General features: G+C 63.5%; 21 protein-coding genes. 13 read left to right on the top strand and 8 right to left on the bottom strand.

Features of this window, described 5'->3' with window-relative positions; all coding sequences use genetic code 11:
• Positions 1-36: 36 nt before the first annotated feature.
• Entirely contained in the window at positions 37-1,203 is a 1,167-nt protein-coding gene (locus tag AAFG07_RS27810) for a hypothetical protein (RefSeq protein WP_342722998.1), read from the bottom strand.
• Positions 1,204-1,373: 170 nt separating this feature from the next.
• Between AAFG07_RS27810 and AAFG07_RS27805 the strand changes: the two genes are divergently transcribed.
• On the top strand, positions 1,374-2,342 hold the full coding sequence (locus tag AAFG07_RS27805) for a glycosyltransferase family 2 protein (protein ID WP_342722997.1): 969 nt from the start codon (positions 1,374-1,376) through the stop codon (positions 2,340-2,342).
• 182 nt (positions 2,343-2,524) lie between these two features.
• Here the strand turns inward: AAFG07_RS27805 and AAFG07_RS27800 are convergent, their stop codons facing one another.
• The 3 genes from AAFG07_RS27800 to rfbA all read right to left on the bottom strand — a co-directional run bounded on the left by AAFG07_RS27800 (position 2,525) and on the right by rfbA (position 5,251).
• On the bottom strand, positions 2,525-3,073 hold the full coding sequence (locus AAFG07_RS27800) for a hypothetical protein (protein WP_342722996.1): 549 nt from the start codon (positions 3,071-3,073) through the stop codon (positions 2,525-2,527).
• A 209-nt stretch (positions 3,074-3,282) separates the two neighbouring features.
• Entirely contained in the window at positions 3,283-4,350 is a 1,068-nt protein-coding gene (rfbB, locus tag AAFG07_RS27795) for a dTDP-glucose 4,6-dehydratase (protein ID WP_342722995.1), read from the bottom strand.
• Positions 4,340-5,251 (bottom strand): glucose-1-phosphate thymidylyltransferase RfbA, encoded by a 912-nt coding sequence (rfbA, locus tag AAFG07_RS27790; protein ID WP_050630279.1) that lies wholly within the window; start codon positions 5,249-5,251, stop codon positions 4,340-4,342. Before rfbA ends, rfbB begins: the two co-directional genes overlap by 11 nt.
• 109 nt (positions 5,252-5,360) lie before the next feature.
• Between rfbA and rfbC the strand changes: the two genes are divergently transcribed.
• Both rfbC and rfbD read left to right on the top strand, forming a co-directional pair.
• Positions 5,361-5,915 carry a dTDP-4-dehydrorhamnose 3,5-epimerase gene (gene rfbC, locus AAFG07_RS27785; RefSeq protein ID WP_016841672.1) on the top strand — a complete coding sequence of 185 codons (555 nt, stop codon included), beginning with the start codon at positions 5,361-5,363 and terminating at the stop codon, positions 5,913-5,915.
• Complete coding sequence (rfbD, locus tag AAFG07_RS27780) at positions 5,915-6,826, top strand: dTDP-4-dehydrorhamnose reductase (protein ID WP_342722994.1); 912 nt, start codon at positions 5,915-5,917, stop codon at positions 6,824-6,826. The genes rfbC and rfbD overlap by 1 nt, the downstream gene beginning before the upstream one ends.
• A 137-nt stretch (positions 6,827-6,963) precedes the next feature.
• Here the strand turns inward: rfbD and AAFG07_RS27775 are convergent, their stop codons facing one another.
• Positions 6,964-8,271, bottom strand: coding sequence for a UDP-glucose/GDP-mannose dehydrogenase family protein (locus AAFG07_RS27775; RefSeq protein ID WP_342722993.1), 1,308 nt, complete (start codon positions 8,269-8,271; stop codon positions 6,964-6,966).
• 227 nt (positions 8,272-8,498) lie between these two features.
• Here AAFG07_RS27775 and AAFG07_RS27770 point away from each other — a divergent pair, with 227 nt between their 5' ends.
• The gene (locus AAFG07_RS27770; RefSeq protein ID WP_342722992.1) at positions 8,499-10,838 is read left to right on the top strand and encodes a glycosyltransferase family 2 protein; all 2,340 of its coding nucleotides are present in this window, start codon (positions 8,499-8,501) and stop codon (positions 10,836-10,838) included.
• Here the strand turns inward: AAFG07_RS27770 and AAFG07_RS27765 are convergent.
• Positions 10,779-12,764, bottom strand: coding sequence for a glycosyltransferase family 2 protein (locus AAFG07_RS27765; RefSeq protein ID WP_342722991.1), 1,986 nt, complete (start codon positions 12,762-12,764; stop codon positions 10,779-10,781). The two genes, AAFG07_RS27770 and AAFG07_RS27765, sit on opposite strands and share 60 nt — an antisense overlap.
• A 102-nt stretch (positions 12,765-12,866) precedes the next feature.
• Here AAFG07_RS27765 and AAFG07_RS27760 point away from each other — a divergent pair, with 102 nt between their 5' ends.
• Complete coding sequence (locus AAFG07_RS27760; protein WP_342722990.1) at positions 12,867-13,376, top strand: hypothetical protein; 510 nt, start codon at positions 12,867-12,869, stop codon at positions 13,374-13,376.
• Here the strand turns inward: AAFG07_RS27760 and AAFG07_RS27755 are convergent.
• The gene (locus tag AAFG07_RS27755; protein WP_342722989.1) at positions 13,360-14,295 is read right to left on the bottom strand and encodes a hypothetical protein; all 936 of its coding nucleotides are present in this window, start codon (positions 14,293-14,295) and stop codon (positions 13,360-13,362) included. The genes AAFG07_RS27760 and AAFG07_RS27755 overlap by 17 nt on opposite strands.
• A 147-nt stretch (positions 14,296-14,442) precedes the next feature.
• On the opposite strand from AAFG07_RS27755, the gene AAFG07_RS27750 reads away from it, so the two are divergent.
• From AAFG07_RS27750 to galE, 5 genes are all read left to right on the top strand, one after another.
• Positions 14,443-15,726, top strand: coding sequence for a glycosyltransferase family 4 protein (locus AAFG07_RS27750; RefSeq protein WP_342722988.1), 1,284 nt, complete (start codon positions 14,443-14,445; stop codon positions 15,724-15,726).
• A 15-nt stretch (positions 15,727-15,741) separates the two neighbouring features.
• On the top strand, positions 15,742-16,404 hold the full coding sequence (locus AAFG07_RS27745) for a ParA family protein (RefSeq protein WP_097670696.1): 663 nt from the start codon (positions 15,742-15,744) through the stop codon (positions 16,402-16,404).
• Between the two features lie 327 nt (positions 16,405-16,731).
• Entirely contained in the window at positions 16,732-17,361 is a 630-nt protein-coding gene (locus tag AAFG07_RS27740; RefSeq protein WP_342722987.1) for a transglutaminase-like cysteine peptidase, read from the top strand.
• Between the two features lie 163 nt (positions 17,362-17,524).
• Positions 17,525-17,782, top strand: coding sequence for a hypothetical protein (locus AAFG07_RS27735; protein ID WP_342722986.1), 258 nt, complete (start codon positions 17,525-17,527; stop codon positions 17,780-17,782).
• A 139-nt stretch (positions 17,783-17,921) separates the two neighbouring features.
• On the top strand, positions 17,922-18,917 hold the full coding sequence (gene galE, locus AAFG07_RS27730; RefSeq protein ID WP_342722985.1) for a UDP-glucose 4-epimerase GalE: 996 nt from the start codon (positions 17,922-17,924) through the stop codon (positions 18,915-18,917).
• An 89-nt stretch (positions 18,918-19,006) separates the two neighbouring features.
• On the opposite strand, the gene AAFG07_RS27725 is transcribed toward galE, so the two are convergent.
• Positions 19,007-19,390, bottom strand: coding sequence for a VanZ family protein (locus AAFG07_RS27725; protein ID WP_342722984.1), 384 nt, complete (start codon positions 19,388-19,390; stop codon positions 19,007-19,009).
• Between the two features lie 347 nt (positions 19,391-19,737).
• Between AAFG07_RS27725 and AAFG07_RS27720 the strand changes: the two genes are divergently transcribed.
• From AAFG07_RS27720 to AAFG07_RS27710, 3 genes are all read left to right on the top strand, one after another.
• A complete protein-coding gene (locus AAFG07_RS27720; protein ID WP_092125249.1) occupies positions 19,738-20,400 on the top strand; it encodes a response regulator transcription factor in 663 nt (220 codons plus the stop codon).
• Positions 20,401-20,609: 209 nt separating this feature from the next.
• Positions 20,610-21,986 carry a sensor histidine kinase gene (locus tag AAFG07_RS27715; protein ID WP_342722983.1) on the top strand — a complete coding sequence of 459 codons (1,377 nt, stop codon included), beginning with the start codon at positions 20,610-20,612 and terminating at the stop codon, positions 21,984-21,986.
• 234 nt (positions 21,987-22,220) lie between these two features.
• Entirely contained in the window at positions 22,221-23,615 is a 1,395-nt protein-coding gene (locus tag AAFG07_RS27710) for a hypothetical protein (RefSeq protein ID WP_342722982.1), read from the top strand.
• Positions 23,616-23,710 lie beyond the last annotated feature (95 nt).

The following is a 23,710-nucleotide window of genomic DNA, read 5'->3' as shown; positions in this document are numbered from 1 at the left end:
TGCTAGCAAGGCTTCGATGCTAGCAAGGCTTCGATGCTAGCAAAGGTTCGGGCTCTTGGACTGTTCGTTATGAAGGTCCTTCAGGACCTTGCGCAACGCCTCCAGGCGTTCGGTTCTGCACGGCAATGTAGGGACGAGCCATCCGCCCTCATCGTTTTCATTCCATGCGTAAATCAGGATCGCAGGGGATTTCAGCTCCTCCGGTTGAGCAGACCTCCATGCGATCGAGCGATGCAGATGATCGGAAAGCTCCGGCCCGGTCGGTGCAATGAAGAAGTTTTCCATTCCAACGCCCGGGCGCTGCTTGGCGGCCTCCCAGGGGACTGGACGTTCGATGCGTGGACGGCGGTCCCAGCCAGTCATCACGGTGGGGATGACGGGGAGCTGGCTCTTGGCGAGCTCATTCCAATCCCGCTCCGCGCCACGTGCAAGGTCGGCATAAGAACCACGGACGCTACCGTAAACTCCGGCATAGGAACTGACAGCATCGGCCGTTAGAAAAGCACCCTGTTCATAAAGCAGCTTCTTGTCGCCGGTGAGCACCAGATACGGATTTCCATGCCCCGCGCCCGTTACACGCGCCCTGAATTGCTCGATCTGGGACCGAAGGTTCTCCACCCCACCCCAGCGTTTTTGAACGTCGGCCTCATGGATGAAGCCGAGAAAATACATTGGCCGCCCGCCCGATACTCTCAGGTAGTTTTTGTCGCCCATGAGACTGACGTGTTCATCGATCATCGGGCTTGGCTTGTCGTGGGAGCCCCATCGCGGGAATTCCGTAAAAATGCAGTACGAAATCTCGTTCTTGATAGGGCTTTCCCTGAACACCTTCAGGGCTCTCGACATCGGGTCGGCCGAGCCGTAGGCGACAAAGGCCCAGTAGTCGATGCCTGCGAAGACGGCCTGCTTGATTTCCTTGTCGATCGTTTGTTGCGTGATCTCCGGAAAGGCAACCTCGCTGCGGCCCTTGCCGGTGGTCTCCTTCGCAAAGAATGGAACTCGCCAATGGTACTGCGCGGGAGAGAGCGATGTTTGAACCGCTGTGGTCGACGTCGACCCGGGGGCATACCATGCGTCCCACCTGATCGCGCCCACGAGGGGGCGGTCGGTGGGAGGCGCGACTTGCCTGGCGGCCAGGCGGCGGCCAAACGCATAGCTGATGCCAGCAGAGCCCAAGGCCAGGAACAATCGTCGTGTCAGCATCCTCGAGGGCCTCGTGGTTGTTTTGCCAAACATCCTGTTGCTTCTCCTCAAAAACAACCTAATGATCGAGGGATGGTAAGGCTAATGTTAGGCCAAACTTTTTCTGCGCGATGAACTTAGATCGGCTAAAACCGATCGATGTTAATTGCTACGCACAGGGACCGTGTTTGATGCCGCTCGTTGCATGGGAAGATAAGTCTACTGCGATTTGTGACCGTATCCGCAGCACCCGTGGAACGCTCAAGATTGTCCTCAAGACGAAGGATGACCCGTATTTCCTTGCCGATTGGGCAGCCCATCACAGGCAAATTGTCGGTGACTCGAACCTGATCATTTTTGACAACGGATCTTCCGACGCCAAGGTCCTGTCGATTTACGAAAATCTGGTTCCGGACCTGCTGGTCGCCCGTTTCGGCGGGTTTCACAACGACCTGCACAATGCCAACAAATTCGAAAGTCTTTACGCAAGCCTTTCTGCGTCTTCCGATTTCTTTTGCTTTTTGGATACGGACGAATTTCTCACGTTTTATGACGGCGAACGGTTCATCCGCGACGCTGCGATGTTGGATCGCTTGAAAGACAAGGAAGGCGGCGCGTTTATCCCGTCGACCTGGCTGTACAACGCTCCTTCCTATCGCGACAGAATGCTGTGCGGCACCGAATTGGGCACGCTTCGGCATGGGTTGGCCTGGGGCAAGCCTTTGATCCGGTCAGCCGCGGCGCCCCTGTCGGGAGAGGTCAATCACAATTGCCAGATCGCCAAGGGAAAGAAGGCCCCTGCGGCGTGGTTCGGATTCTTCCTGCTGCATATGGCGACCTTGTCGCCGGCGCAGCGGGTTCGCGCCAACATGAACAAGCTGATTGCGCGAGGCTTCTTGCAGTCCGGAGATTCGGTTGAGAAGGCTCTGGAGCGAGACCTATCGCGAGCGACAGAAAACGAGAAGCTGTACGTAACCGAGATCAAGCGGCTGCTCTCTCTCCGAGAAGATCCCGGATCCGAACTCGCTCCCTTGGGACGCGGATCGATGCGAATTGAGCAGTCGGGTAAAGTTGAGTTTGCATCGCCCGATGAGGCGCGCGTCTTTGCCGAGTTCGGCGCTTCCTTTGGCGCACTTTGCGCTGAGATGCTGCCTTCTTGAGGTTGGATCTGCCTTGGTTGCCGGGGGCCATTGCCGCCGATAGCGATCGGACGGCAGGCCACCCAACGTAGTCTTCGACCTGTCGGCGGGGTCCTACCGGCTGCGGCCTCAGTTCTGATTGCCGGGGCTCAGCGTCTTGCTTTGAGGCGCGCGAACCGGTGCCAGCTTCGTTCGAAAGCGCCTTAGGACGGCTCTGCGCAAGACGACTCAAGTATCGCTTCCGCAGCTTTTCTGTTCGCAAGCGGCACGAAGAACGACATGTCGCCGGCCGTTGCAATTTCGCGAGCTATCTCTCTGACACAGTGATAGGCCGGGCGCGAGCTGAAGTCGTGCATGCCGATGATTGCTGCTGGATTGCAGTGCAAGACAATCTGGGCGAAGCATGCAACTCGGAAGCGACCGTCGACGAGATACAGATCGGCGTTGGCGCTGCCCGGCGTATTCCAGATGGTCGAATGATAATCCGGCCAACGTGGCTTCGTTGACGGATCGATCGGAAAACCCCATTCGCCGGTCGGTCCGATGTCGATGAATGTCAAGAGAGGTTTTGTGCGGCTTGAGGTGCAGGCGCGATCGACCTGGTCCAGCCATCCCCGTGAGGAATCGACGGACGTAATTGAATTCTTGACGTGCCTTGATGCAATGACCGTACTTCCGCCCGTTCCGAACTCGACGTAGTCGCGGCTATTTCTCACGAATGATAGGAAAAGATCCGCTTCTTCTTTCGACATTCTTGGTAGCAATTGACGTCTCCTCCATGTCCGTGACCGAGAGCAACTTGTCGTCGCCGGGGCGCTCGACATGCCTAATGCCGGCACGCCGTTGCGATCCAGATCAGCTGCTCAGTTCATTCCCGCCTATAGCTCACAAATTCGAATCCGGTCGTGCATACGCGCCAACATCATCGCCATCCACGCCCGTGATTTGGAGAGAGCGGCGATTACTGGTTCAGCCCGACGCGCTCCACCTTGTAGCCGCGCTCCAGGATCGCGCGCCACCAGGGTTGCTCGTCGACATACCAGCGCACCGTCTTGGCGATGCCGGTCTCGAAATTCTCCTCGGCGCGCCAGCCGAGCTCGGTCTCGAGCTTGGTGGCGTCGATGGCGTAGCGGCGGTCGTGGCCCGGCCGGTCGGCGACGAAGTTGATCAGCTGCCGCCGCGGGCCGGCCGCAGCCGGCATGACGTCGTCGAGCAGGTCGCAGATGCTTTCCACGACATGCAGGTTGGTGCGCTCGTTGCGGCCGCCGACATTGTAGGTCTCGCCGACCTCGCCGCGCTCCAGCACCAAGGTCAGCGCCCTGGCGTGGTCCTCGACGAACAGCCAGTCACGAACGTTCTGGCCGTCGCCATAGACCGGCAGCGGCTCGCCGGCGAGCCCCTTGATGATCATGTGCGGGATCAGCTTCTCGGGGAAGTGATAGGGGCCGTAATTGTTGGAGCAGTTGGTCACCAGGGTCGGCAAATCATAGGTCTCGCGCCAAGCGCGCACCAGATGATCGGACGAGGCCTTGCTGGCCGAATAGGGCGAGTTCGGCGCATAGGCCGTGGTCTCGGTGAACAGGCCTTCGTCGCCGAGCGACCCGAACACCTCGTCGGTCGAGATGTGCAGGAAGCGGAACTGGTCGCGCTTCTCGGGCGAGAGCGTGCGCCAGTGGCGCAGCGTCTCCTGCAGGATCGTGAAGGTGCCGACGATGTTGGTCTGGATGAATTCGCCGGGACCGTCGATCGAGCGGTCGACATGGCTTTCCGCCGCAAGATTCATCACCGCATCGGGCTGATATTTCTCGAACAGCCGGCGCAGGACCTGTGCTTCGCAGATGCAGGCCTTCTCGAAGGTGTAGTTCAGGCTCTCGGCCGAGCCGGGCAGGGAGGCCAGGTTCGCCGCATAGGTCAGCTTGTCGATGTTGACGACGCGGGCGTGGGTGTCCCGCAGCAGGTGCCGGACCACGGCGGAGCCGATGAAGCCCGCGCCGCCGGTGACGAAGATCGTCGATCCCTTAAACCGCATGTTTGAATACCTCGGCAGTGCGGGGCTGACCCTGGAACGAGCGGTAGACCGACAGCAGATACTCGCCGTAGCTGCTCTTGGCGGTCTTCTGTGCCACCCTCGCGAAGGCTTCCAGCGAGATGTAACCCTGGCGCAGCGCGATCTCCTCGGGGCAGGCGATGCGCAGGCCCTGGCGCTGCTCCAGGATCTGTACGAAATGGCTGGCCTCGACCAGCGAGGAATGGGTGCCGGTGTCGAGCCAGGCAAAGCCGCGGCCGAGCACCTCGACATAGAGGTCGCCGCGCTCGAGATAGGCCTTGTTGACGTCGGTGATCTCGATCTCGCCGCGCGGCGACGGCTTGATGCCGGCGGCGATGTCGACCACGTCATTGTCGTAGAAATAGAGACCGGTGACCGCGACGTTGGACTTCGGCCGCTTCGGCTTCTCCTCGATCGACAGCGCCCGTCCGGTGCCGTCCAGCTCGATCACGCCGTACTGTTCCGGCGCGTTGACGACGTAGCCGAACACGGTGGCGCCCTTCTTGCGGACCGAGGCGGCCGACAGCATGCTCGGCAGGCCGTGGCCGTAGAAAATGTTATCCCCTAACACAAGGGCGACCGAGTCATCGCCGATGAACTCGCGTCCGACGATGAAGGCGTCGGCGAGGCCCCGCGGGGTCTCCTGGGTGGCATAGGCGAACCGGACACCCATCTCGCTGCCGTCGCCGAGCAGGCGCTGGAACAGCGGCTTGTCCTGCGGCGTGGAGATGATCAGGATATCGCGGATTCCGCCGAGCATCAGCGTCGACAGCGGATAATAGATCATCGGCTTGTCGAAGACGGGCAGCAGCTGCTTGGAGACGACGGTGGTCACGGGGTAGAGGCGCGAGCCGGTGCCACCGGCAAGGATAATGCCTTTCATGGTCCCTCACAATTTGATTATCAGAACATAACATATAGCGTGCGCTGCACAAGTTTGTTATGAGGTGGAAATTAACATTTCGGGCGCGTCAAACTGGAACAAATGTTAAATGAACGTCATCAAGACCGAGCTTCCTGAAGTTCTGATCGTCGAGCCGAAGCTGTTCGGCGACCAGCGCGGCTTCTTCCTCGAGACCTACCAGTCGCCCCGTTATGTCGAGCACGGCATCACGCGCCCCTTCGTGCAGGACAACATGTCCCGCTCGGCCTACGGCGTGCTGCGCGGGCTGCACCTGCAAAACCCGCTCACCCAGGGCAAGCTCGTGACCGTGCTGCGCGGCAAGGTGCTGGACGTTGCCGTCGACGTGCGTGTCGGCAGCCCGAACTTCGGCAAGCACGTCGCGGTCGAATTGAGCGAGGACAACCGCCGGCAGCTATGGGTGCCGCGCGGCTTTGCCCACGGCTTCGTGGTGCTCTCGGAAACCGCCGACTTCTTCTACAAATGCGATGACTTCTACAGCCCCAAGGACGAGCTCTCGATCCGGTGGAACGATCCGGCGATCGGGATCAAATGGGGCGTCGATAAGCCACAGCTGTCGGCCAAGGATGCGGATGCGCCGCTGCTCGCCGACGCCAGCAATCTTCCGACCTATGGACAAATCTGATGCGGATTCTTTTGACGGGAACGCGCGGCCAGGTTGGCAGTGCGCTCAAGCCTCTGCTGGAAGGCCACGGCACCATCATCGCGCCGCCGACCGCGGAGTTCGATCTCGCGAAACCGGAGATGTTGACGGACGAGCTCGAGCGACTGAAGCCCGATCTCATCATCAATCCCGCCGCCTATACGGCCGTCGATCGCGCCGAGGACGAGCGCGAGCTGGCGTTCCTGATCAACGCCAGGGGACCCGAAGCGCTCGCGAAATGGGCCGCAGCGAACCGCGTGCCGCTGGTGCATTTCTCCACGGACTACGTTTTCAATGGTTCAGGAGACCGGTCGTGGCGCGAGGACAGCCCGACCGAACCGTTGTCGGCCTACGGCGCAAGCAAGCTTGCCGGCGATGTCGCGATCCAGGCGGCGGGTGGGGCGCATCTGATCGCGCGGACCTCCTGGGTCTATGCCGCAAAGGGCACGAATTTCCTGCGCACCATCGCGCGGCTCGCCGGCGAGCGTAAGGAGCTGCGGATCGTGGCCGATCAAATCGGCGCGCCGACGACGGCACAGGCGATTGCGAGCGCGGTCGCCGGCATCGTCCTGCCGAACATCGCCACGCTGCACGATCAGCTCGCGCGCAGGGGCGGTGTCGTCAATCTTGTTTGCGCCGGCGAAACCAGCTGGCACGGCTTTGCAACCGCCATTGTCGGCGGGCTGAGGTCGCGTGGCGTCACGCTCGCGGTCGACAACATCGTTCCGATTGCGACGGCCGATTTCCCGACCAAAGCGGTCCGTCCGGGCAATTCACGGTTGGATCTGACGCGGCTCAAGACGCAGTTCGGGGTCGCGATGCCGACGTGGCAGGAAGCGCTCGCAAGCGAGCTGGACTCGTATGTCCAGCTCGGCGTGCCCGCCCACGCCTAGGGCTCAAGGTGCGAACCGGATTTCCTGCGGCAAATGCCGGGCGTTTGCGCTGAGTTGATGCTGAGACAACAAGCAAAAAGCGCGATGAGGATTCAACCTCATCGCGCTTTGGGATTGGACGGCGCCGGCGCGGCCGCTTAGCGCGGCCGGCCGATGCTGTCGTAGGTGAAGCCGTGCGCGGCCATCTCGTCCGGCCGGTAGATGTTGCGCAGGTCGACGACGACCGGATGCTTCATTTCCTGCTTGATGCGCTTCAGATCGAGCGCGCGGAACTGGCGCCACTCGGTCACGATCACCAGCGCATCCGCCTGGCGGGCGCATTCATAGGCGTCCTTGCAGTACGCGATCTCGGGCAATTCCTTGCGGGCCTGCTCCATGCCGACCGGATCGTAGGCGCGAACGCTCGCGCCGAAGTCGATCAGGCCATTGATCAGCGGGATCGACGGTGCCTCGCGCATGTCGTCGGTATCGGGCTTGAAGGTCAGGCCGAGCACGCCGATCGTCTTGCCGCGCAGCTCTCCGCCGAGCACGTTGGCGACCTTGCGCGCCATCGCGCGCTTGCGGTTGTCGTTCGCGGTCAGCGTGGCTTCGACAATCTTCAGCTGGACGTCGTGATCGAGCGCCGTCTTGAACAAGGCGCGGGTATCCTTCGGGAAACACGAGCCGCCATAGCCTGCGCCGGCATGCAGGAACTTGGTTCCGATCCGGTTGTCGAGCCCGATGCCGCGCGCGACTTCCTGTACGTTCGCCCCGACCTTTTCGGAGAGATCGGCGATCTCGTTGATGAAGGTGATCTTGGTGGCGAGGAAGGCATTTGCGGCGTATTTGATCAATTCCGCCGTGCGTCGTGCCGTATAGAGGATCGGGGCCTGGTTCAAATAGAGCGGGCGATAGACTTCGCCCATCACCCTCTTGGCCCGATCGTCCTCGGTGCCGACGACGATCCGGTCGGGATGGCGAAAATCCTGGATCGCGGCGCCTTCGCGCAGGAATTCGGGGTTCGAAGCGACCGCGAAATCCGCGTCGGGACGGGTCTCGCGGATCAGGCGTTCCACCTCGTCGCCGGTGCCCACGGGCACGGTCGACTTCGTCACCACCACGGTGAACTTCTTCAGCGCTGCGCCGATCTCCTTGGCGGCAGCGTAGACGTAGCTCAGGTCCGCATGGCCATCGCCGCGCCGCGAGGGTGTTCCCACCGCGATGAAGACGGCATCGGCGTCGCCGACGGCGCCCGCGAGCTCCGTCGTGAAGGTCAGCCGTCCGGCGGCGGTATTGGTCTCGACGAGCTTATCGAGGTCGGTCTCATAGATCGGGATCTTGCCGCGCTTCAGGGCTTCGATCTTGCCGGCGTCCTTGTCGACACACACGACCTGATGGCCGAAATCGGCAAAACACGCTCCGGATACGAGACCTACATATCCCGTTCCAACCATTGCAATCTTCATGAATCCGCTCGTCGATCAGTGTGGAGAGGAGGAGTTAGCACTAGCACAATTGGTGCCGATAACGCCAAGTTTTATCGCGTATCGATTGTGTTGAAGCGCGGCGGCTTTTTGTGCAAACGGTGATGGCCTCAGTGCAGTTGAGTGCTGGCTAGTCAGCTTGGGCGCGCCATGGACACATTCTCAACTTGAAATCGACCGACAATCGAGCTTCCGTTTGAGGGGTGGACATGAGCACGAAGACGATTGGCAAGCAGAGGCCCTCAGGAGCTGAATACGCGTCGTTGCAGACGCAATTCTCCAGATACGATCGCACCACGTTTTCTGGATTTGTTTATGACCGCGCCGATCCGACCCGACGCTACGCCGTCGAACTGCTGGTCGACGGCGAGCCATACATGTCATCATTGTGTGACGAGTTTGTAACAGAGCTTGCCGATGCCGGAATCGGCGACGGTCGATTTGGCTTTACGTTCAACGTGCAGGACGAGGTCAGCTCGAACGCTGCGATCATCGAGGCAAGACTGGCGAATATCGGAAGTCCCGTCGGTGCTCCGATTCGCTGCGATGTCGCTGCACCGCAAGCGCAGTGGCACCGAATCGGCGAGATCAAATGGGCCGGAGGCTTGCGCTTCGAGGGCTGGCTCTCGCAGGACGTCGACGAAGACATCGAGATCCTGATCGCGCAACGGCCGGTGATGACCGTGAAGCCGATCGGGTGGACCAACGTTGCGCGGGGCAGCGAGTTCGGCGTCGGCCGCCGGATCGATTTTCACCTGCCCGAGCATTTCGCCGACGGTCGCGTGCGCGGCCTGTCGGCGCGGACAATTTCGGGACGGAGCCTGATCTCGGAGCCGGTCGCATTCGTCGCTTTCGAGCGCGGCCTGGAGCAGACCATCGCGGAGCTCGGACGCTGGGATAGCGAGCGGCTGCGCGGGCAATTGTTCGATCAGCTCTTGCCTGCCTCGGTGCCGTTCCACACCTATCGCAACTGGAAAGAGCGGTTCTCGCCGACAGCACCGTCCGACGTTCCATCCGAGGCCGCGGTCGTCCTGATCGGGGATGCCAGGGTGGACGAAAGCATCGAGAGCCTGGAGGCCCAGCGGCACGCGGCCTGGTCGGCGGTGTCTCTGCCGGCGCGGGGGTTCAGTCAGTTCGATTCCGGCGCTGCGCGCGAGTTCGTCGACGGCGATGCCGCCAACAGCGCGTTCTTCGTCTTCTGCCTGAGCGGGACGATCCTTGCGGAAGATGCCTTGCAGCGCTTCGCCGATGTGTTCGCGTCCGAGCCCGGTTGCGAGCTCGTCTATGGCGACGTCGAGGTCGCGGCCGGCGCCGGCGCTGTCTGGCCGCTGGCGTTTTCGGCATTCGATCGCGAACGTGCGCTCGAGCAGGGCTATGGCGCGTATTGCTTTGCGGTGTGCCGGGAACGTGCCGTGGAAGCGCTGCGATCGGCGACGTCGCTCTACGACATCTTCATTGGCTGCGTGGATGCTGAGCGAACCTATCATCTGCCGGGATCTGTTGCGGCGTTGCCGCGAATTGATGCGTCCGCCGCAACCACCGAACTGGTCGCTGCAAGCCAGGCGTATTTTGCCAGGACTGGCGTCGAGGCGAATGTCGAGCCGCGGAAGGCAGGGCTTCTTCCAGCTGTGCGGGTCAAGCGCGCGGTCGATTGGAACGAGCGCACCACCATCATCGTCCCGACCAGGAATCGCGCCGAACTGCTCAAGCGCTGCATCGAGACGGTCCTGCCGGCCGCACATGAGACCAACGCCCGGATTCTCGTTGTCGACAACAGCTCGAGCGAGCCGGAAGCGCTGGACTATCTCGAGGGTCTCTCAGCGGACGAGATCGACGTCATTTCGGTCGAGGGGCCGTTCAACTTCGCAGCCATCAACAACGCCGCCGTCGATTGCGTCGACACGGAGAACATCTGCTTCCTCAACAACGACGTCCAGGCGCTCGACGACGGCTGGCTGGCGGAGATGCTGTGGCGGCTGTCCGCTCCCGACGTCGGAGCCGTCGGCGCAAAGCTGCTCTGGCCGAGCAGCGTCGTGCAGCATGGCGGGGTGGTACTGGGGGCGAATTTCTCCGCTGCGCATGCCTTCAACGACCGGATGGATGGTGATCCCGGCTACGGCGATCTGCTCCAGGTGGCGCACGAATGTTCGGCGGTGACGGCCGCGTGCCTCTTGATGCGCAAGCGCGATTTCGTGGCCGTCGGCGGCATGGACGAGATCCGCTTTCCGATCAGTTTCAACGATATCGATCTGTGCCTGAAGCTGCGCCAGCTCGGAAAGCGGATCGTATTCACGCCGGACGCGAAACTCGTTCACCTGGAGTCGGCAAGCCGGGGCCGCGATTCCGCGCCGGACCGCAAGGCACGCTTCGGGCGCGAGCTGGCGATGCTGCGCGCGAAGTGGGGCGAGGTGCTGCTCGACGATCCCTATTACAGCCCGCTGCTCGGGCTGGACTCGACGCCGTTCTCGTCGCTGGCATGGCCGCCGCGGTCATGGAAGCCGCGCGCCAACCTCCCGCCTGTGCCGACTGCTCCTCCGATCGGGATGTAACTGCACATCTTCGACCACCCAGCCGAGGACGGCGGCAACCGTTTCATCGGTATCAAAACCGGGCTGGAGCTTCAGGTCGGTTTTTCGGCCACGTCCCGGCGGTGTCGGAAGCCATTCCGTCGCGGCGGCCGGCAATCCGCTCGCCAGCAGCGCGTCGACCAGCGGATGCCCGAATGCCGGTTCGCCGATGTCGAGAACCAGTTTCGTGATGCCGTGACCCTCGATGAGTGTCGCGACGTCGTCGACGGCGATTTCGCCGGTGACCACGACATTCGTCCGCTGCATCAGCTTGAGATCGTCGAGGGTGGTGCCGAGCACGATGATCTCGGTGTCTGCATGGGCATTGGTGATTTGATCGCCGAGCGCTCTGATGAAGCGAAATTCCGTCGCGCTGCCGCGTAGGGCAAGCAGGCCGAGACGCGCCGGGCCGCTCGCCGCAGGATGCCGCGCTGGCCGCACCAGCGGGTCGCTCGGCCTGACCACTTGCAGGCCGAGAACCGAGACCGAAAAGGCTGCCCCGTCTTCGCCGATCGCGATCACGCCTCGGGCCCGTTCGACGAGACCGGTCCAGTCCGGATGGAGGCCGGATCCAATCGCGGCGCGCTCGGCAAGTCTGCTGTCGGTGATCAGGAGCTCGTAGGCGAAATGCTGCGTGAGCTGCGCGAGACATGCGCCGGGGATGCGGTTCGGTTCCGAAATTTCGAGCGAGCGGACCTGGAGATCGGTGAGAAACCTCAGAAGGGCCTCGCGGCCCGCAGCTGTCGCAACGTCGAGTGCGATCGACTGCGGGGCTCCGCCATCCGGCGCGAAGATCGCAGCCAGCTGGCGTCGTCCCTCGGCGCGGAAGTGAACGATCAGCCCGCGCCTGTCGTCCGCCGCGAGCTGCCGGCACCGCCTGACGGCAATCTCGCGGCCAACGGCGGAGCCGCAGAGGATGACGTGCGGGCTCGTGGCGCGCTGTTCGTTGCAGAGCAGTTTGAGCTCAAGCGCCGCGCGGCAATCGCGCAGCGGATCGGCAAGCAGGAACGCCGCGCACTCCGTCGCATAGCGCCGGTAACGGTGCTCGAGCACGCGAAGATTGCGCAGCACCAGGGAACGCTTCTCGCCAAGAAACGAGCGCGAACCTTCGTGTCCGACAAAGACCGACGGGATGCACACATTGCGGAAGCCGGCCTCCGCGGCGCGCAGACAGAAGTCGACGTCTTCAAGATAGCCGCGATAGAAGTCGTCGGAGAGCTCATGCACGGCGTCGAGGCATTCGCGGGTGATGTAGAGGCAGAACCCAATGCCATTGGGAATGTCGATGGCGATCCCGGAATTCGCCGTGCCGGCAAGCTCGTCCAGCAATTCCAACTCGTCGGGCGAGGGCAGGGGGTTCGACCGGTTCGGAATTGGAAAGCTGGTATATTCGCCGTTGTTCGAGAGCGGGGTCGCCGTGCCCACGCCCGGCGTCGATTGCACCGCGCTTTGCAGGCGTTGCAGCGCGTATTTCGGCACCGTCGTATCCGAGTTCAGCAGCACGACGTCGCCGGTATCAGTCTCGGCAAGCGCCCGGTTGACCGCGCCGACAAAGCCGAGATTGTGCGCGTTGGTCAGGAGCCGGATGCGCTGCTCGGACGCCAGTTCGCCGAGCAGGCGCTTGATGTCGGGCTCGGGCGACGCATCATCGACGGCGACGATGGTCGCGCCCGGCGTGCAGGCCACGGCCGTCAACGCACTCTCGATGCAGGCACGGGTCGCGGCCAGATCCCGGTACACCGGGATGATGATGGTGAGCGGCGGAGTTTCGGCGCTCCCGGCGCGAGGCGGCCGTTGTGGCGCTTCGCGGCGATCCGGCGCGCGGTTGGCCGGGAGCTGAAGGCTCGCGATGATGTGGCCCGCCTGTGCGATCTCGAGGTGTTGCGAGGTCGCGGACGCCGGCCGCATCAGACGGAAGCTTGCGGCGCGTCGCCCATTGTGCGCAAACCTGTGACGGGGATCGGCGGGAAGCTGGACGGTGCTGGATTGATCGGCTTGCGCCAGTGAAAGGTGGGGATCGTCCGCGCCTCGCCACGTCACCCATCCCTTCACCTCCTCATCGAGGAAGTCGATACGGGCGCAGCTGTCCTGACCGTTCTGCTCGAGCAGCAGGAGCGCGGTCCTGACCGAATCCGGATCGTCATCGCGCCCCGCGACGCTTCGGGCGGCGTCGATCCGCGCAAGGCCGTCGCCCCAAGCCATCATTCGCCGAGCGGCGGCAAGATCGTCCGGTTCGAGTTCGAGCGCTTTGGCGACGCTGGCGATGGCCGCATCCGTGAGATCGAGGCGAAACAGCGCTTCTGCGCGCAGCAAATGGGCGCGCGCGCCCGGATGCGGCAGGATCCGGCAGCGCCGGTCGGCGAGCGCGAATGCGCGGCGGAAATCACGTGCCTCGAGCGCTCCAACGGCGGCTCGCTCGAGCTCGACGTGGTGGAGCGTTTTGGACGTAAAGGCGATCCTGCGCGCGTCGGCGGTCAAGTGTCGCCCTTGTCTGCCCGCATGGTCAGCCCGCCGTCTTGACGGCGTTCTGCCGGCTCCGGAACACGCGCACGCGTCCCTCGAGGCGCGGTGCCTCCTGGCGCGGCATCGGAGGGGCGGGTTCAGCGCGCATTGGCTGCCGGGGCGCGAGGGGCGCTGCCTGCGCCCGGTGCTCTTCGAGACTGAGCTTGAGGCCCACCAGGGGTTCCCGGCCTGAAGGGCCCGATACCACAATCCGGTTCCCGGTCACGCGCAAGGCGGGAGCCCCGAGGAAGATGGTTTCGGCCGCGATGGCGTAGCGATCCGCGCCGGGGCCGGTGGCTTCCAGCGAGAACCCCGTGATGGCCAGCGCGCGCCCCCGGGTTCCGGCGAAGGTTCCCAGCGGAACGAACTGGTTGTCGCCGCGCTGCGGCCGGGCGAACTTGACTGCGTATTGCAGGTTGAGATCGTACGGCTTGTTCGGCCATTCGAGCGAAATTCCCTCGATACGGGCCGGCGCGGCCGGTCCGGCGATCCATGTATTCGGGCCGACCGTCACGTCACCCAAACCCGCGACATGCGCGAGCAGCTTGAGGGCGCTCAGCTCGTCAGGGCCGGCCTCGGGCTCATCGGTGTCGAATGGCTGGCTGGCCGGCTGACCGCTCGGCTGCACGGCCGGTTGGCCCTGGCTCAGCGGTTCGATCTTGATATTGGCGGCGGTCGAGCCGCCGGCGCGCCCTGCCGTGACCTCGACGATCAGGCGGCTTGGCCGGGCCACTGACACGACCAGCGCGGTCTCCGGCGCAAACAGGGTTCCATTGGCCGCATCGGGCCCGGTAATAATGTTACAATTGTTAAGGCTGGCGCGATCGGCATAGACGCGCACCACCGGAGGTGATGTCTTGTCCTCCGCGCCATTGTAGCGAACCAGGAAAAGACCCCGTGCCAGGTCAATGGTTTTCTGCTGAATCTGTTCGTTCATGGTCGCCTGCGAGCCTAACGGAATGGGTCGATATGTTTCCCACAGTGTGCCCCAAAAATCTATGTGATAGAAGGGGGCTTAATGTTAATCCGGTGAGATAGTTCGCACGTGCATATCGAAGACACCCTGCCGGTCATGATATCGAGCATGACCCCAATCGACGACCGCGCGGCCGGGGGGCGCGCCCGCCCGCCAATGAACGTCCTCTTCGTCCACAACAACTTTCCAGCCCAGTATCGCCACATTGCGCGTGCGCTCGCGGAGCAGCCCGGAAACAAGGTCGTTGCGGTCGGTTCATCGACCGCGAGCACGACGCGGGATATCCGGCTGCTGAAATATTCGACGACCAAGTCGGACTCCGCGATGGTCCATCCCTTTGCCCGCCGCTTCGATGTCGAAGCGCGGCGCGCCGAAGAGGTCCTGTATGCGCTGTCGTCGCTGTCGGGGCAGGGCTTCGTGCCCGACCTGATCTTCGCGCATCCCGGTTGGGGTGAGACGCTGCCGCTGCGCACGATGTTTCCGAAAGCGCGGATCATCCTCTATTGCGAATTCTACTACGGCGCCGAGGGCAGGGACGTCGGCTTTGATCCCGAGTTTCCGATGACGGGCCTCGACGGCAATGTCGCACTTCATCTGAAGAACGCGACGACGCTGCTGGCGCTCACGGAATGCGATTCCGGCGTTTCGCCGACGCCATGGCAGAGGTCGACCTTTCCGCGCGAGTTTCAGAGCAAGATCGATGTCATCCACGAGGGCGTCGACACCGACGAGGTGAAGCCCAATCCCGTCGCCAGGTTTCAGCTTCCGAACGGTGCGACATTGTCGGCGGACGACGAGGTGATCACCTACGTCTCGCGCAATTTGGAGCCGGTGCGCGGATTCCATGTCTTCATGCGATCGCTGCCGAGGATATTGGCTGCGCGGCCGAATGCGCAGGTGGTGATCGTCGGCGGCAGCGGGACATCCTACGGCGCGAATCCGCCGAAGGGCTCGAGCTGGAAGTCGATGTTCCTGGACGAGATCAGGTCGGACATCGATCTGCGCCGCGTGCATTTCCTCGGCCGGATTCCCCGGGAACAGTATCTCGCGCTGCTGCAGATCTCCTCGGTGCACGTCTATCTGACCTATCCCTTCGTGCTGTCATGGTCGCTGCTGGAGGCGATGAGTGCGGGATGTGCGGTGGTGGCATCCGACACGGCCCCGCTTCGCGATATCATCTCGGACGGCAACGGCCTGCTGGCGCCGTTTTTTGATACTGATGCGTTGTCGGATCAGGTAGTCTCGGTGCTGTCACGGCCGAAAGCCTTCAAGAAGATGCGAATGAAGGCGAGGAGCTTTGTGCGAGACAATTACGACGCAAAGCGGGTCTGTCTGCCCCGGATGCTGACGCTCGTCGATGAAGGTGTCCTCCCGCGCACGCACGGGGGATAACGCCAGGAGCTAGCAATGCCGCTTGTCATCTCGGTTGCCCAGCGCAAGGGCGGGGTCGGAAAGACGACTCTTGCGGTCTTGCTGGCGGCAGAACTGGATCGCCGTACGGGCTTGGTCGGGCTGGTCGACGCCGACTCCCAGGCGTCCGCCTGTCACTGGGCCGAGCCCGGCAATTTGTCGTTCCCGGTCTACCAGCTTGATCCGGAAACCCGCCCGGTTGCCGAATGGGCCAAGCTGATGCGCCAGATTCCGCATCAGATCATCGTCGTGGATTCCGCGCCCAACGACCGGGTGCTGGGCGCCGTGCTCGCGGTCGCCAATATCGTGCTGATGCCGTGTACGCCGTCGGGCCTCGACATCGAGGCCACCGCGCGGACGATCGACATCGTGCGGGAGGTGCGTGCAGCGCGGCGAACCGCACTCCGTGCCATGATCGTGCCGAACCGCGTCGACCAGCGCACGCTCGAAGGCCAGCAGCTGATCGAGGAGCTGGATACGCTCGACGAAGAGATCGGGCCGATGATCGGAAGCCGCTCGGCCTATGTTCGCGCCGTCGCGCTGGGGCAATCGGTTGCCGATTTCGCCAGCGGCACGCCCGCGGATCTCGAGATCAAGACGCTCGCCGATCTCGTCATGAGCTGGTGCGGGATTGCTCCCCGGCAGCGCGTGACGGTCTAGATTAACAGAGCGCTCCGGCTGCTTCACATCGGGTAACCATGCCCGCATGGGACCAAGCGATCCCGCGCCGCAACTGCCCCTTGATCTGACGGCGGCGTCCGCAGAAACCACAGGAAAAAAAGCGCCGCAAGCGCGATGAAGCCGCGATCCGTTGACCTTCACGCGCGTTATCATTCGGCAGCCGAAAGGCTTACCGGCGCGGGAACCTGGCTTGGTTAACGGACCGCTCGCGCGCATCTCGGCATTTGAGGCAAATGCCGCCGCGCGCTTGAGCCTAAGCTCAAGACATTTCCCGTACATGCTTCCCGTCACGGTGGGGAGTGAAGAATGTACAACGTCAGGAAAGTGATGGCCTTGCTTCTGGCCATCGTGGCGCTCGGGACAAGCGCGCAGCACACGCAAGCTGGAATGATCGGCTTCCCGCTGCCGCTGCGCGGTGTGGTCGAGAAGATCCGCTTCAGCGAGCCGACGCTGGCGCCGATGGCCTACACCATGTTCTGCATGCGCTATGCCGACGAATGCAAGCAGAAGCCCCGCGCCCGCATGGTATTCCGCGGCGGCGCCACACGTCTCACCAAGCAGCGCATCGCCGACCTGATCGAGGTCAATGCCTCGGTCAATCGCAGCATCGCGCCACAGCGCAACGAGCGCGGCCTCGCCGGCGAGGAATGGCTGATCAATCCGGCACGCGGCGATTGCAACGACTACGCCGTCAGCAAGCGCCATGAACTGTTGGCGCGCGGCTGGCCGATGCGCAACCTGCTGCTGAGCGAGGTGGTGACGTCCTGGGGCGAGCATCATCTCGTGCTGGTGGTCCGCGCCGATGGCGGCGACGTCGTGCTCGACAATCTGAACGCGCAAATCCGCAGCTGGTCGCAGGCGCGCTATCGCTGGGTCAGGATGCAGACCCCGGCGAACCCGGATCACTGGGCCGCCGTCGCGCAGGCCGGCGCCTGAACTTCTGAGTTAGCCCCATCGATTGAACGTGGCGCGGCGAGACATTTCGCCGCGCCGCTTTTCGTATGAGGGATGATGAAGATTGCGAGGGCGCTGCGACAACATTCCGGAACGATTGGCGGCCGGACCGGTTGATCCCGGTGCAACCCATCGAGGCATCGACATGAAGCTGGCCGGCCTTGTCACGATTGCGACGCTGGTCGTCGCCACAGCCGGTCCCGTGCTCGCACAGGGCACCGGGCAGACCACACAGGGCGCAACGCGCTACTCGATCGACGGCCCGGGCGGCGGTGTCCCGACATCGCGGCCGCAGGCGACCCAGCCGGTCCCGCCGGCAACACCGGTTTACCCCTATGGAAGGTCACCACGACACGCGGCACCGGTTGGGCAGCAGACCAACGTCCCGCTGGGATCGCGTTAACCGTCACTGCGGCAGCAAATCCGTTCGCTCTTAACGCTATTCCCATCGGCATTTTGCTGCGCCAGACGGAATGTCGTACCCATGCGATCATTGCGGTGGTTGAGGCGCTGGATTGGTCCGCGCAGGGACGGCATTTTCAATGGCGAGCAGGGGTTCGATCCTCATCACGGGCGGCGCGGGATACATCGGATCGCATTGCGCCAAGGCGGTCGCCGAGGCCGGGTTTCTCCCGGTCGTCTATGACAACCTCTCCACCGGTCATCGCAATTTCGTGCAATGGGGACCGCTCGTGATCGGCGACGTCGCCGATCACGACAAGATCGCCGCCACCATCCGCGAGCACAATGCGCTGGCCGTGATGCACTTCGCCGCGTTCAGCGCGGTCGGCGAATCCGTCGCGGATCCGCAGAAATACTTTGGCAACAACGTTGCCGGCACGCTCGGTTTGCTGCGCGGCATGCGTGAGGCAGGCTGCGACCGCCTGGTGTTTTCCTCTACCGGCGCCGTCTACGGCAATGCCGGGCGCGATCCCATTCCCGAGAGCGCCGCAGGGCCGACGGTCAATCCGTACGGCCGGTCCAAGTTCATGATCGAGCAGATGCTCGATGACTATCGCGCCGCCTATCAGTTCAAATCGATCTGCCTGCGCTACTTCAACGCCTGCGGCGCCGATGCATCCGGCACCATCGGTGAGCTCCGCGATCCGGAGACGCATTTGATTCCGCGCGCGCTGATGGCGCTGCTCGGGCATGTGCCGGATTTCGCGATCTTCGGCGAAGATTATGAGACGCCTGACGGCACCGCGGTGCGCGACTACATCCATGTCGACGATCTCGCCGCCGCCCATATCGCGGCGCTCGAGCTGCTGTTGAAGGGCGACGCCGGCGGTGTGTTCAATCTCGGCACCGGCACCGGCTATTCGGTGCGCGAGGTGCTCGACGCGATCCGCGCCGAGACCGGTGAAGCGGTGCCGAGCGTGGTGCGCGACCGCAGGGCCGGCGATCCGCCGATCCTGGTTGCCGATCCCACCAGGTCGGAAAGCGGGCTCGGCTTCAAGGCGAGCCGGTCGGATCTCGGCTACATCATTCGCTCGGCCTGGGCGTGGCACCAGAAGGCGCACCCGCGCCGGCGATAGGGTATGATCCGGAAGCGTGCGAAGCGGCTTTCCGTCGCGACAAACGCGGAACGCGTTTGCGCGGAGATCATGCTCAAAATGGCGGAAGACTAGGCTGCGTCCGCGCCCGACCTCAGCCGGCCGAACTGGCTGCGCAGCACCAGCAGTATGAGGTGACCCGTGCCGATGCCGGCAAGACCTCCCGCCACCTTGACGATCGCGTCGAGCAGGCGGCCGTGACGGTCCGGTGTCAGCAGTTGCATCGCTTCGAGTGTGAACGAGCTGAAGACGACAAAGAGCAAGATCAGCGCGGTACGCCGCGGGTAACCCAACACAAAGGCCATTGCCATCACTGCAAACGCGGCGAAGCGCTCGGTCTGAGGATGGAAAAACGACGGACGGTCCTGGATCGGCGACAGCGTCACGAAGGCGATAAAGGCAAGCGCAAGCCAGCCCGCAATCACGCCGAACTTCCGTATCTTCGAAATATCCAACAAAGTATTCCCGGTCCTGTACCGCAGACGACCCCGGGCTGGATTAGCGCATCACTTGTGTCAGCGACATGGAAATGGTCGCCGAAGGTTAACTTGCCCGCCGATTGTGACAGACGCGACCGGTCGTCCTGGTGCTAAATGATAAGGTATTAAAATACCACATGCTGAAACTCAATCCCACTTGGTGCGCATCTCAGAGCGGGAGCCCGTCGCGCTTGCGCGGGTTCCCGGGATGGTGCACCTGACGAAAAAATAAGGTTTGCCCTGCGGCTCCATTCATAAGCCGTTCACGGCCGGGAGCCTCATTTGATGCCGGAATATCGCAATGCTCACTCTCGGAGGCTAAAGTGCGTCTGCTCGTCGTTGAGGATGACCCGGATCTGAACCGCCAGCTCACCACCGCGCTTACGGACGCCGGCTATGTGGTCGATCGCGCGTTCGACGGCGAGGAGGGGCATTTCCTTGGCGACAGTGAGCCCTACGACGCGGTCGTGCTGGATATCGGGCTGCCGAAGATGGACGGTATCTCGGTGCTCGAAGCCTGGCGGCGGAACAAGCGGGTGATGCCGGTGCTGATTCTCACCGCGCGCGACCGCTGGAGTGACAAGGTTCAGGGGTTCGATGCCGGCGCCGACGACTATGTCGCAAAACCCTTCCATCTGGAGGAGGTGCTGGCGCGGATCCGCGCGCTGCTGCGCCGCGCGACCGGGCATGCCCAGGTCGAGCTGACCTGCGGGCCGGTGGCGCTGAATACCCGGACCAAGCGGGTCACCGTCAACGGCAACCCGATCAAGCTGACCTCGCACGAGTACAACCTGCTCGACTATCTGATGCACCACACCGGGCGGGTGGTCTCGCGCACCGAGCTGGTCGAGCACCTCTACGACCAGGACTTCGACCGCGACTCCAACACCATCGAGGTGTTCGTCGGCCGCATCCGCAAGAAGCTGGAAGTCGATATTATCCAGACTGTTCGCGGCCTCGGCTACATGCTGTCGCCGCCGACCTAAAGCGCTTTCTCAAACAAACCGGTTCGCGTGAAGAAAGCGTGACCAAACAAAAGGATGAGAGCATATCCTGTTCAATCGGATCATGCTCTTAGAGTGCTTGATCGGCGTACACGGGCATTGGCATGATCCGCGCCGGGAGAACTGGATTCGCCAATGTTTGAATCCCTGATGTCTGTTGCCGCTGACACGCCGTTCGAGCCCGTGCTCTGATGGGCGGCAGCTCGCTTGCGACCCGCCTGTTCGTCTCGGCGACCGCCTGGGTGGTGGTGATCCTGGCGATCACCGGCGTCATCCTGTCGTCGGTCTATCGCGACGCCACCGAGCGCGCCTTCGATCGGCGGCTCAATCTCTATCTGCGCACCCTGATCGCCGAGGTGGCGACGCCGGACGAGCCGGCGGACCGCCAGTTCCAGTCGCTCGGCGAGCCGCTGTTCGACCTGCCGCTGTCGGGCTGGTACTGGCAGATCACCCGCACCGATACCGAAAAGGGCGAGACCCGCGCCTCGCGCTCGCTGTGGGACAAGAAGCTGCCGAAGCTCGAGGAGCACGGCGCCGAACTGACCGCAGCCGGCGTCCGCCTCGGCTATGTCGATGGACCCGAGGGCCAGAGCCTGCGCGTGGTCGAGCGCCCGGTCGACCTCGGCGCCGACGGCAAGTTCCTGGTCAGCGTCGCCGGCGACGCCACCGAGATCTTCGATGAGACGCGCAGCTTCGACTATTATCTCGGCGGCACCTTCGCTGCCCTCGGCATCGTGCTGCTGCTGACCACGATCTTCCAGGTGCGCTACGGCCTCGCGCCGCTCAAGCGCATATCGGATGCGATTGCCGATATCCGCTCCGGCCGCGCCGAGCGCCTCGAAGGCCGGTTTCCGGTCGAGATCGCGCCGCTGGCGCGCGAGACCAACGCGCTGATCGATGCCAACCGGGAGATCGTCGAGCGCTCGCGCACCCATGTCGGCAACCTCGCCCATGCGATCAAGACGCCGCTGTCGGTGATCGTGAACGAAGCGGGCGCGCATGCCGGCGATCCCTTTGCCAGCAAGGTGCTGGAACAGGCCGACCTGATGCGCGACCAGGTCGCACATCACCTCGAGCGTGCACGGATCGCCGCTCGGGCCACCATCGTCAGCACCATCACCGACGTCGCCCCCGTCATCGAGGCGCTGCGCCGGACCATGGAGAAGATCCATCGCGATCGCGACCTCGCGATCGAGGCGAAGGCCGACCCGGCGGCGCGGTTTCGCGGCGAGCGGCAGGACCTCGAGGAGATGGTCGGCAATCTCGTCGACAACGCCTGCAAATGGGCGGCTTCTCAGGTCTTCATCGAGGTCAGCGTGGTCCCGCCGGAGGCGTCGGGCGCCGGTCCCAGGCTGCGCATTGTGGTCGACGACGACGGGCGCGGCCTGTCGGAGGCCGAGCGCGCCCAGGTGTCGCGGCGCGGCCAGCGGCTCGACGAATCGAAGCCCGGCTCGGGGCTCGGCCTGTCGATCGTGACCGATCTCGCCGGCCTCTATGGCGGCAAGCTCGTGCTGAATGACGCCCCGATCGGCGGTCTGCGGGCCGAGCTCGTGCTGCCGGCGGTGTAGTCCGGCGGACGGGGTAGCCTTTGGAGCGTTTTCGAGCGAAGCGGATACCGGTTCGCGTGAAGAAAACGCGTCAATACAACAGACTAGAAGCTTCGGTTCTGATTCAATCAGAGCCGAAGCTCCAGCAGACGCGCGGCCGTCATTATTCCTAAACGGCTTCTTAACGCGCCCACCTCTATCATTGCGGGCGGACGGGCTGCGGCGTTTGCCGGGCACCAAGTTTCACGACCGGGCATGAGCCAGAAATCGACCGAGCGGCTGAGGGATTATCTCGCGCAGCTTCCGCCGCAATCGCAGGCGCTGCTGATGCGGGAGCTGGAGCGCGCCGTCGAACGCGGCGATGATGTCGCGATCGCCAATCTGGTCCTGGAGCAGCTGCGCAAGATCGTGCGCGGGGTCGAGCAGGACGAGCAGATCCAGCCGCGCAGCGACGATCCGGCGCGGCTTCTGTTCCGGCCGCTCGAGCCGTTCCTTGCCGAGACCAATTTCCCGACCCGAGCCGGCCAGCTCCGCCGTGCCTCGCTGCTGCCGATCTGGCAGTGGCTCGCCCGCGAGGGCGCGCCCGAGGCCGCCCGCGAATTCGAGAAGGCACTGGCGGCGGCCTCGGAGAGCGGCCCGATGGAGATCGCCGCGCGCAAGTTCCAGCTGGCGGCTGCGGAAGCCATCCTCAAGATCGCGGGGCCGGCGCAGGACGACCGTCAGCGCGCGCTGGCGCGCGTGGGCCCGCCGAACGTTGTCGAGGATCTGCTGCCGATCGGCCTCGTCCTGCAGGCCCGTGAAGCCCTGGAAACCCTGGGCAGCCGGCTGCCGAGCCAGATCAGGGTGTTTTCCGATTCCCAGATCGCCTCGGCGATGGAGGCGCTCAAGCTGCCGTCGCTGCAGACGCCGCAACTGCTGCCGTTCGCGCTGTCGCTGATCGCGCAGCGGCTTGCCGCGCCGTGGCAGCTCATCCGCCTTGCCATCAAGATGGCGGCCTCCGACGACGAACTGCGGGTCGCGGCAACGCCCTACGGCATCGCCGTCACCATCGCGCTGCATGACCTGTCATTCGTGGCGGCCTGTCTGCGCACCGACATCAGGCGCGGACATTTCGATTATGTCAGCGAGCAGCTCAAGACCCTGCATGACGGCGTCCGCGGCCTGCGCACCGAGCTCGACCTGCGCAACGATTCCACCTGGGGCCGCCAGCTGACCTCGGTGCGCGCCGATACCTCCAACGCGCTGCAATCGGAGATCGACAGCGTGCCGGGCCGGGTTCGCCGCATCCTGCGCCAGCGCGCCGACAAGGACATTACGGCCGGCGCCAAGATCGATGCGTCCGAGGTCGAGGATGCCGCCGCTTTGATCGATTTCGTCGCGGTGTGCCGCACCTATGCCAGCGAGCTCGCCATCAACGAGGTGACGCTGCGGACCTTCTCGGACCTGCAACATTATGTCGAGCAGTCGACCGAGGGGCTGGTGCAGTCGTTGCGCGGCGGCGACGCCCGGGTCCGGGCCTTCCGCCAGCAACAGGTCAAGGCCGCGATCCGCTTCTGCGAAGTGCTGTTCGGCCACGACTACGCCTCGCTGATGAACCGGGCGGCGGAGAATGCCGTGACCGGCGAGCGGAAGTCGTCTCGCGCGGGGTAGCGGGATCGCGGGACTTGCAGGCGAGACAGAACTGGGAATTGCGCTCACGGCGCTGAACTACACCCCTAAGTGAGACACGATAATTCTTGTGACAG

Origin of the sequence: Bradyrhizobium sp. B097, from assembly GCF_038957035.1 — a bacterium.
GTDB lineage: Bacteria > Pseudomonadota > Alphaproteobacteria > Rhizobiales > Xanthobacteraceae > Bradyrhizobium.
The sequence above is the reverse complement of the archived record's forward strand: the minus strand, read 5'-3'. Positions and strand labels throughout refer to the sequence as shown.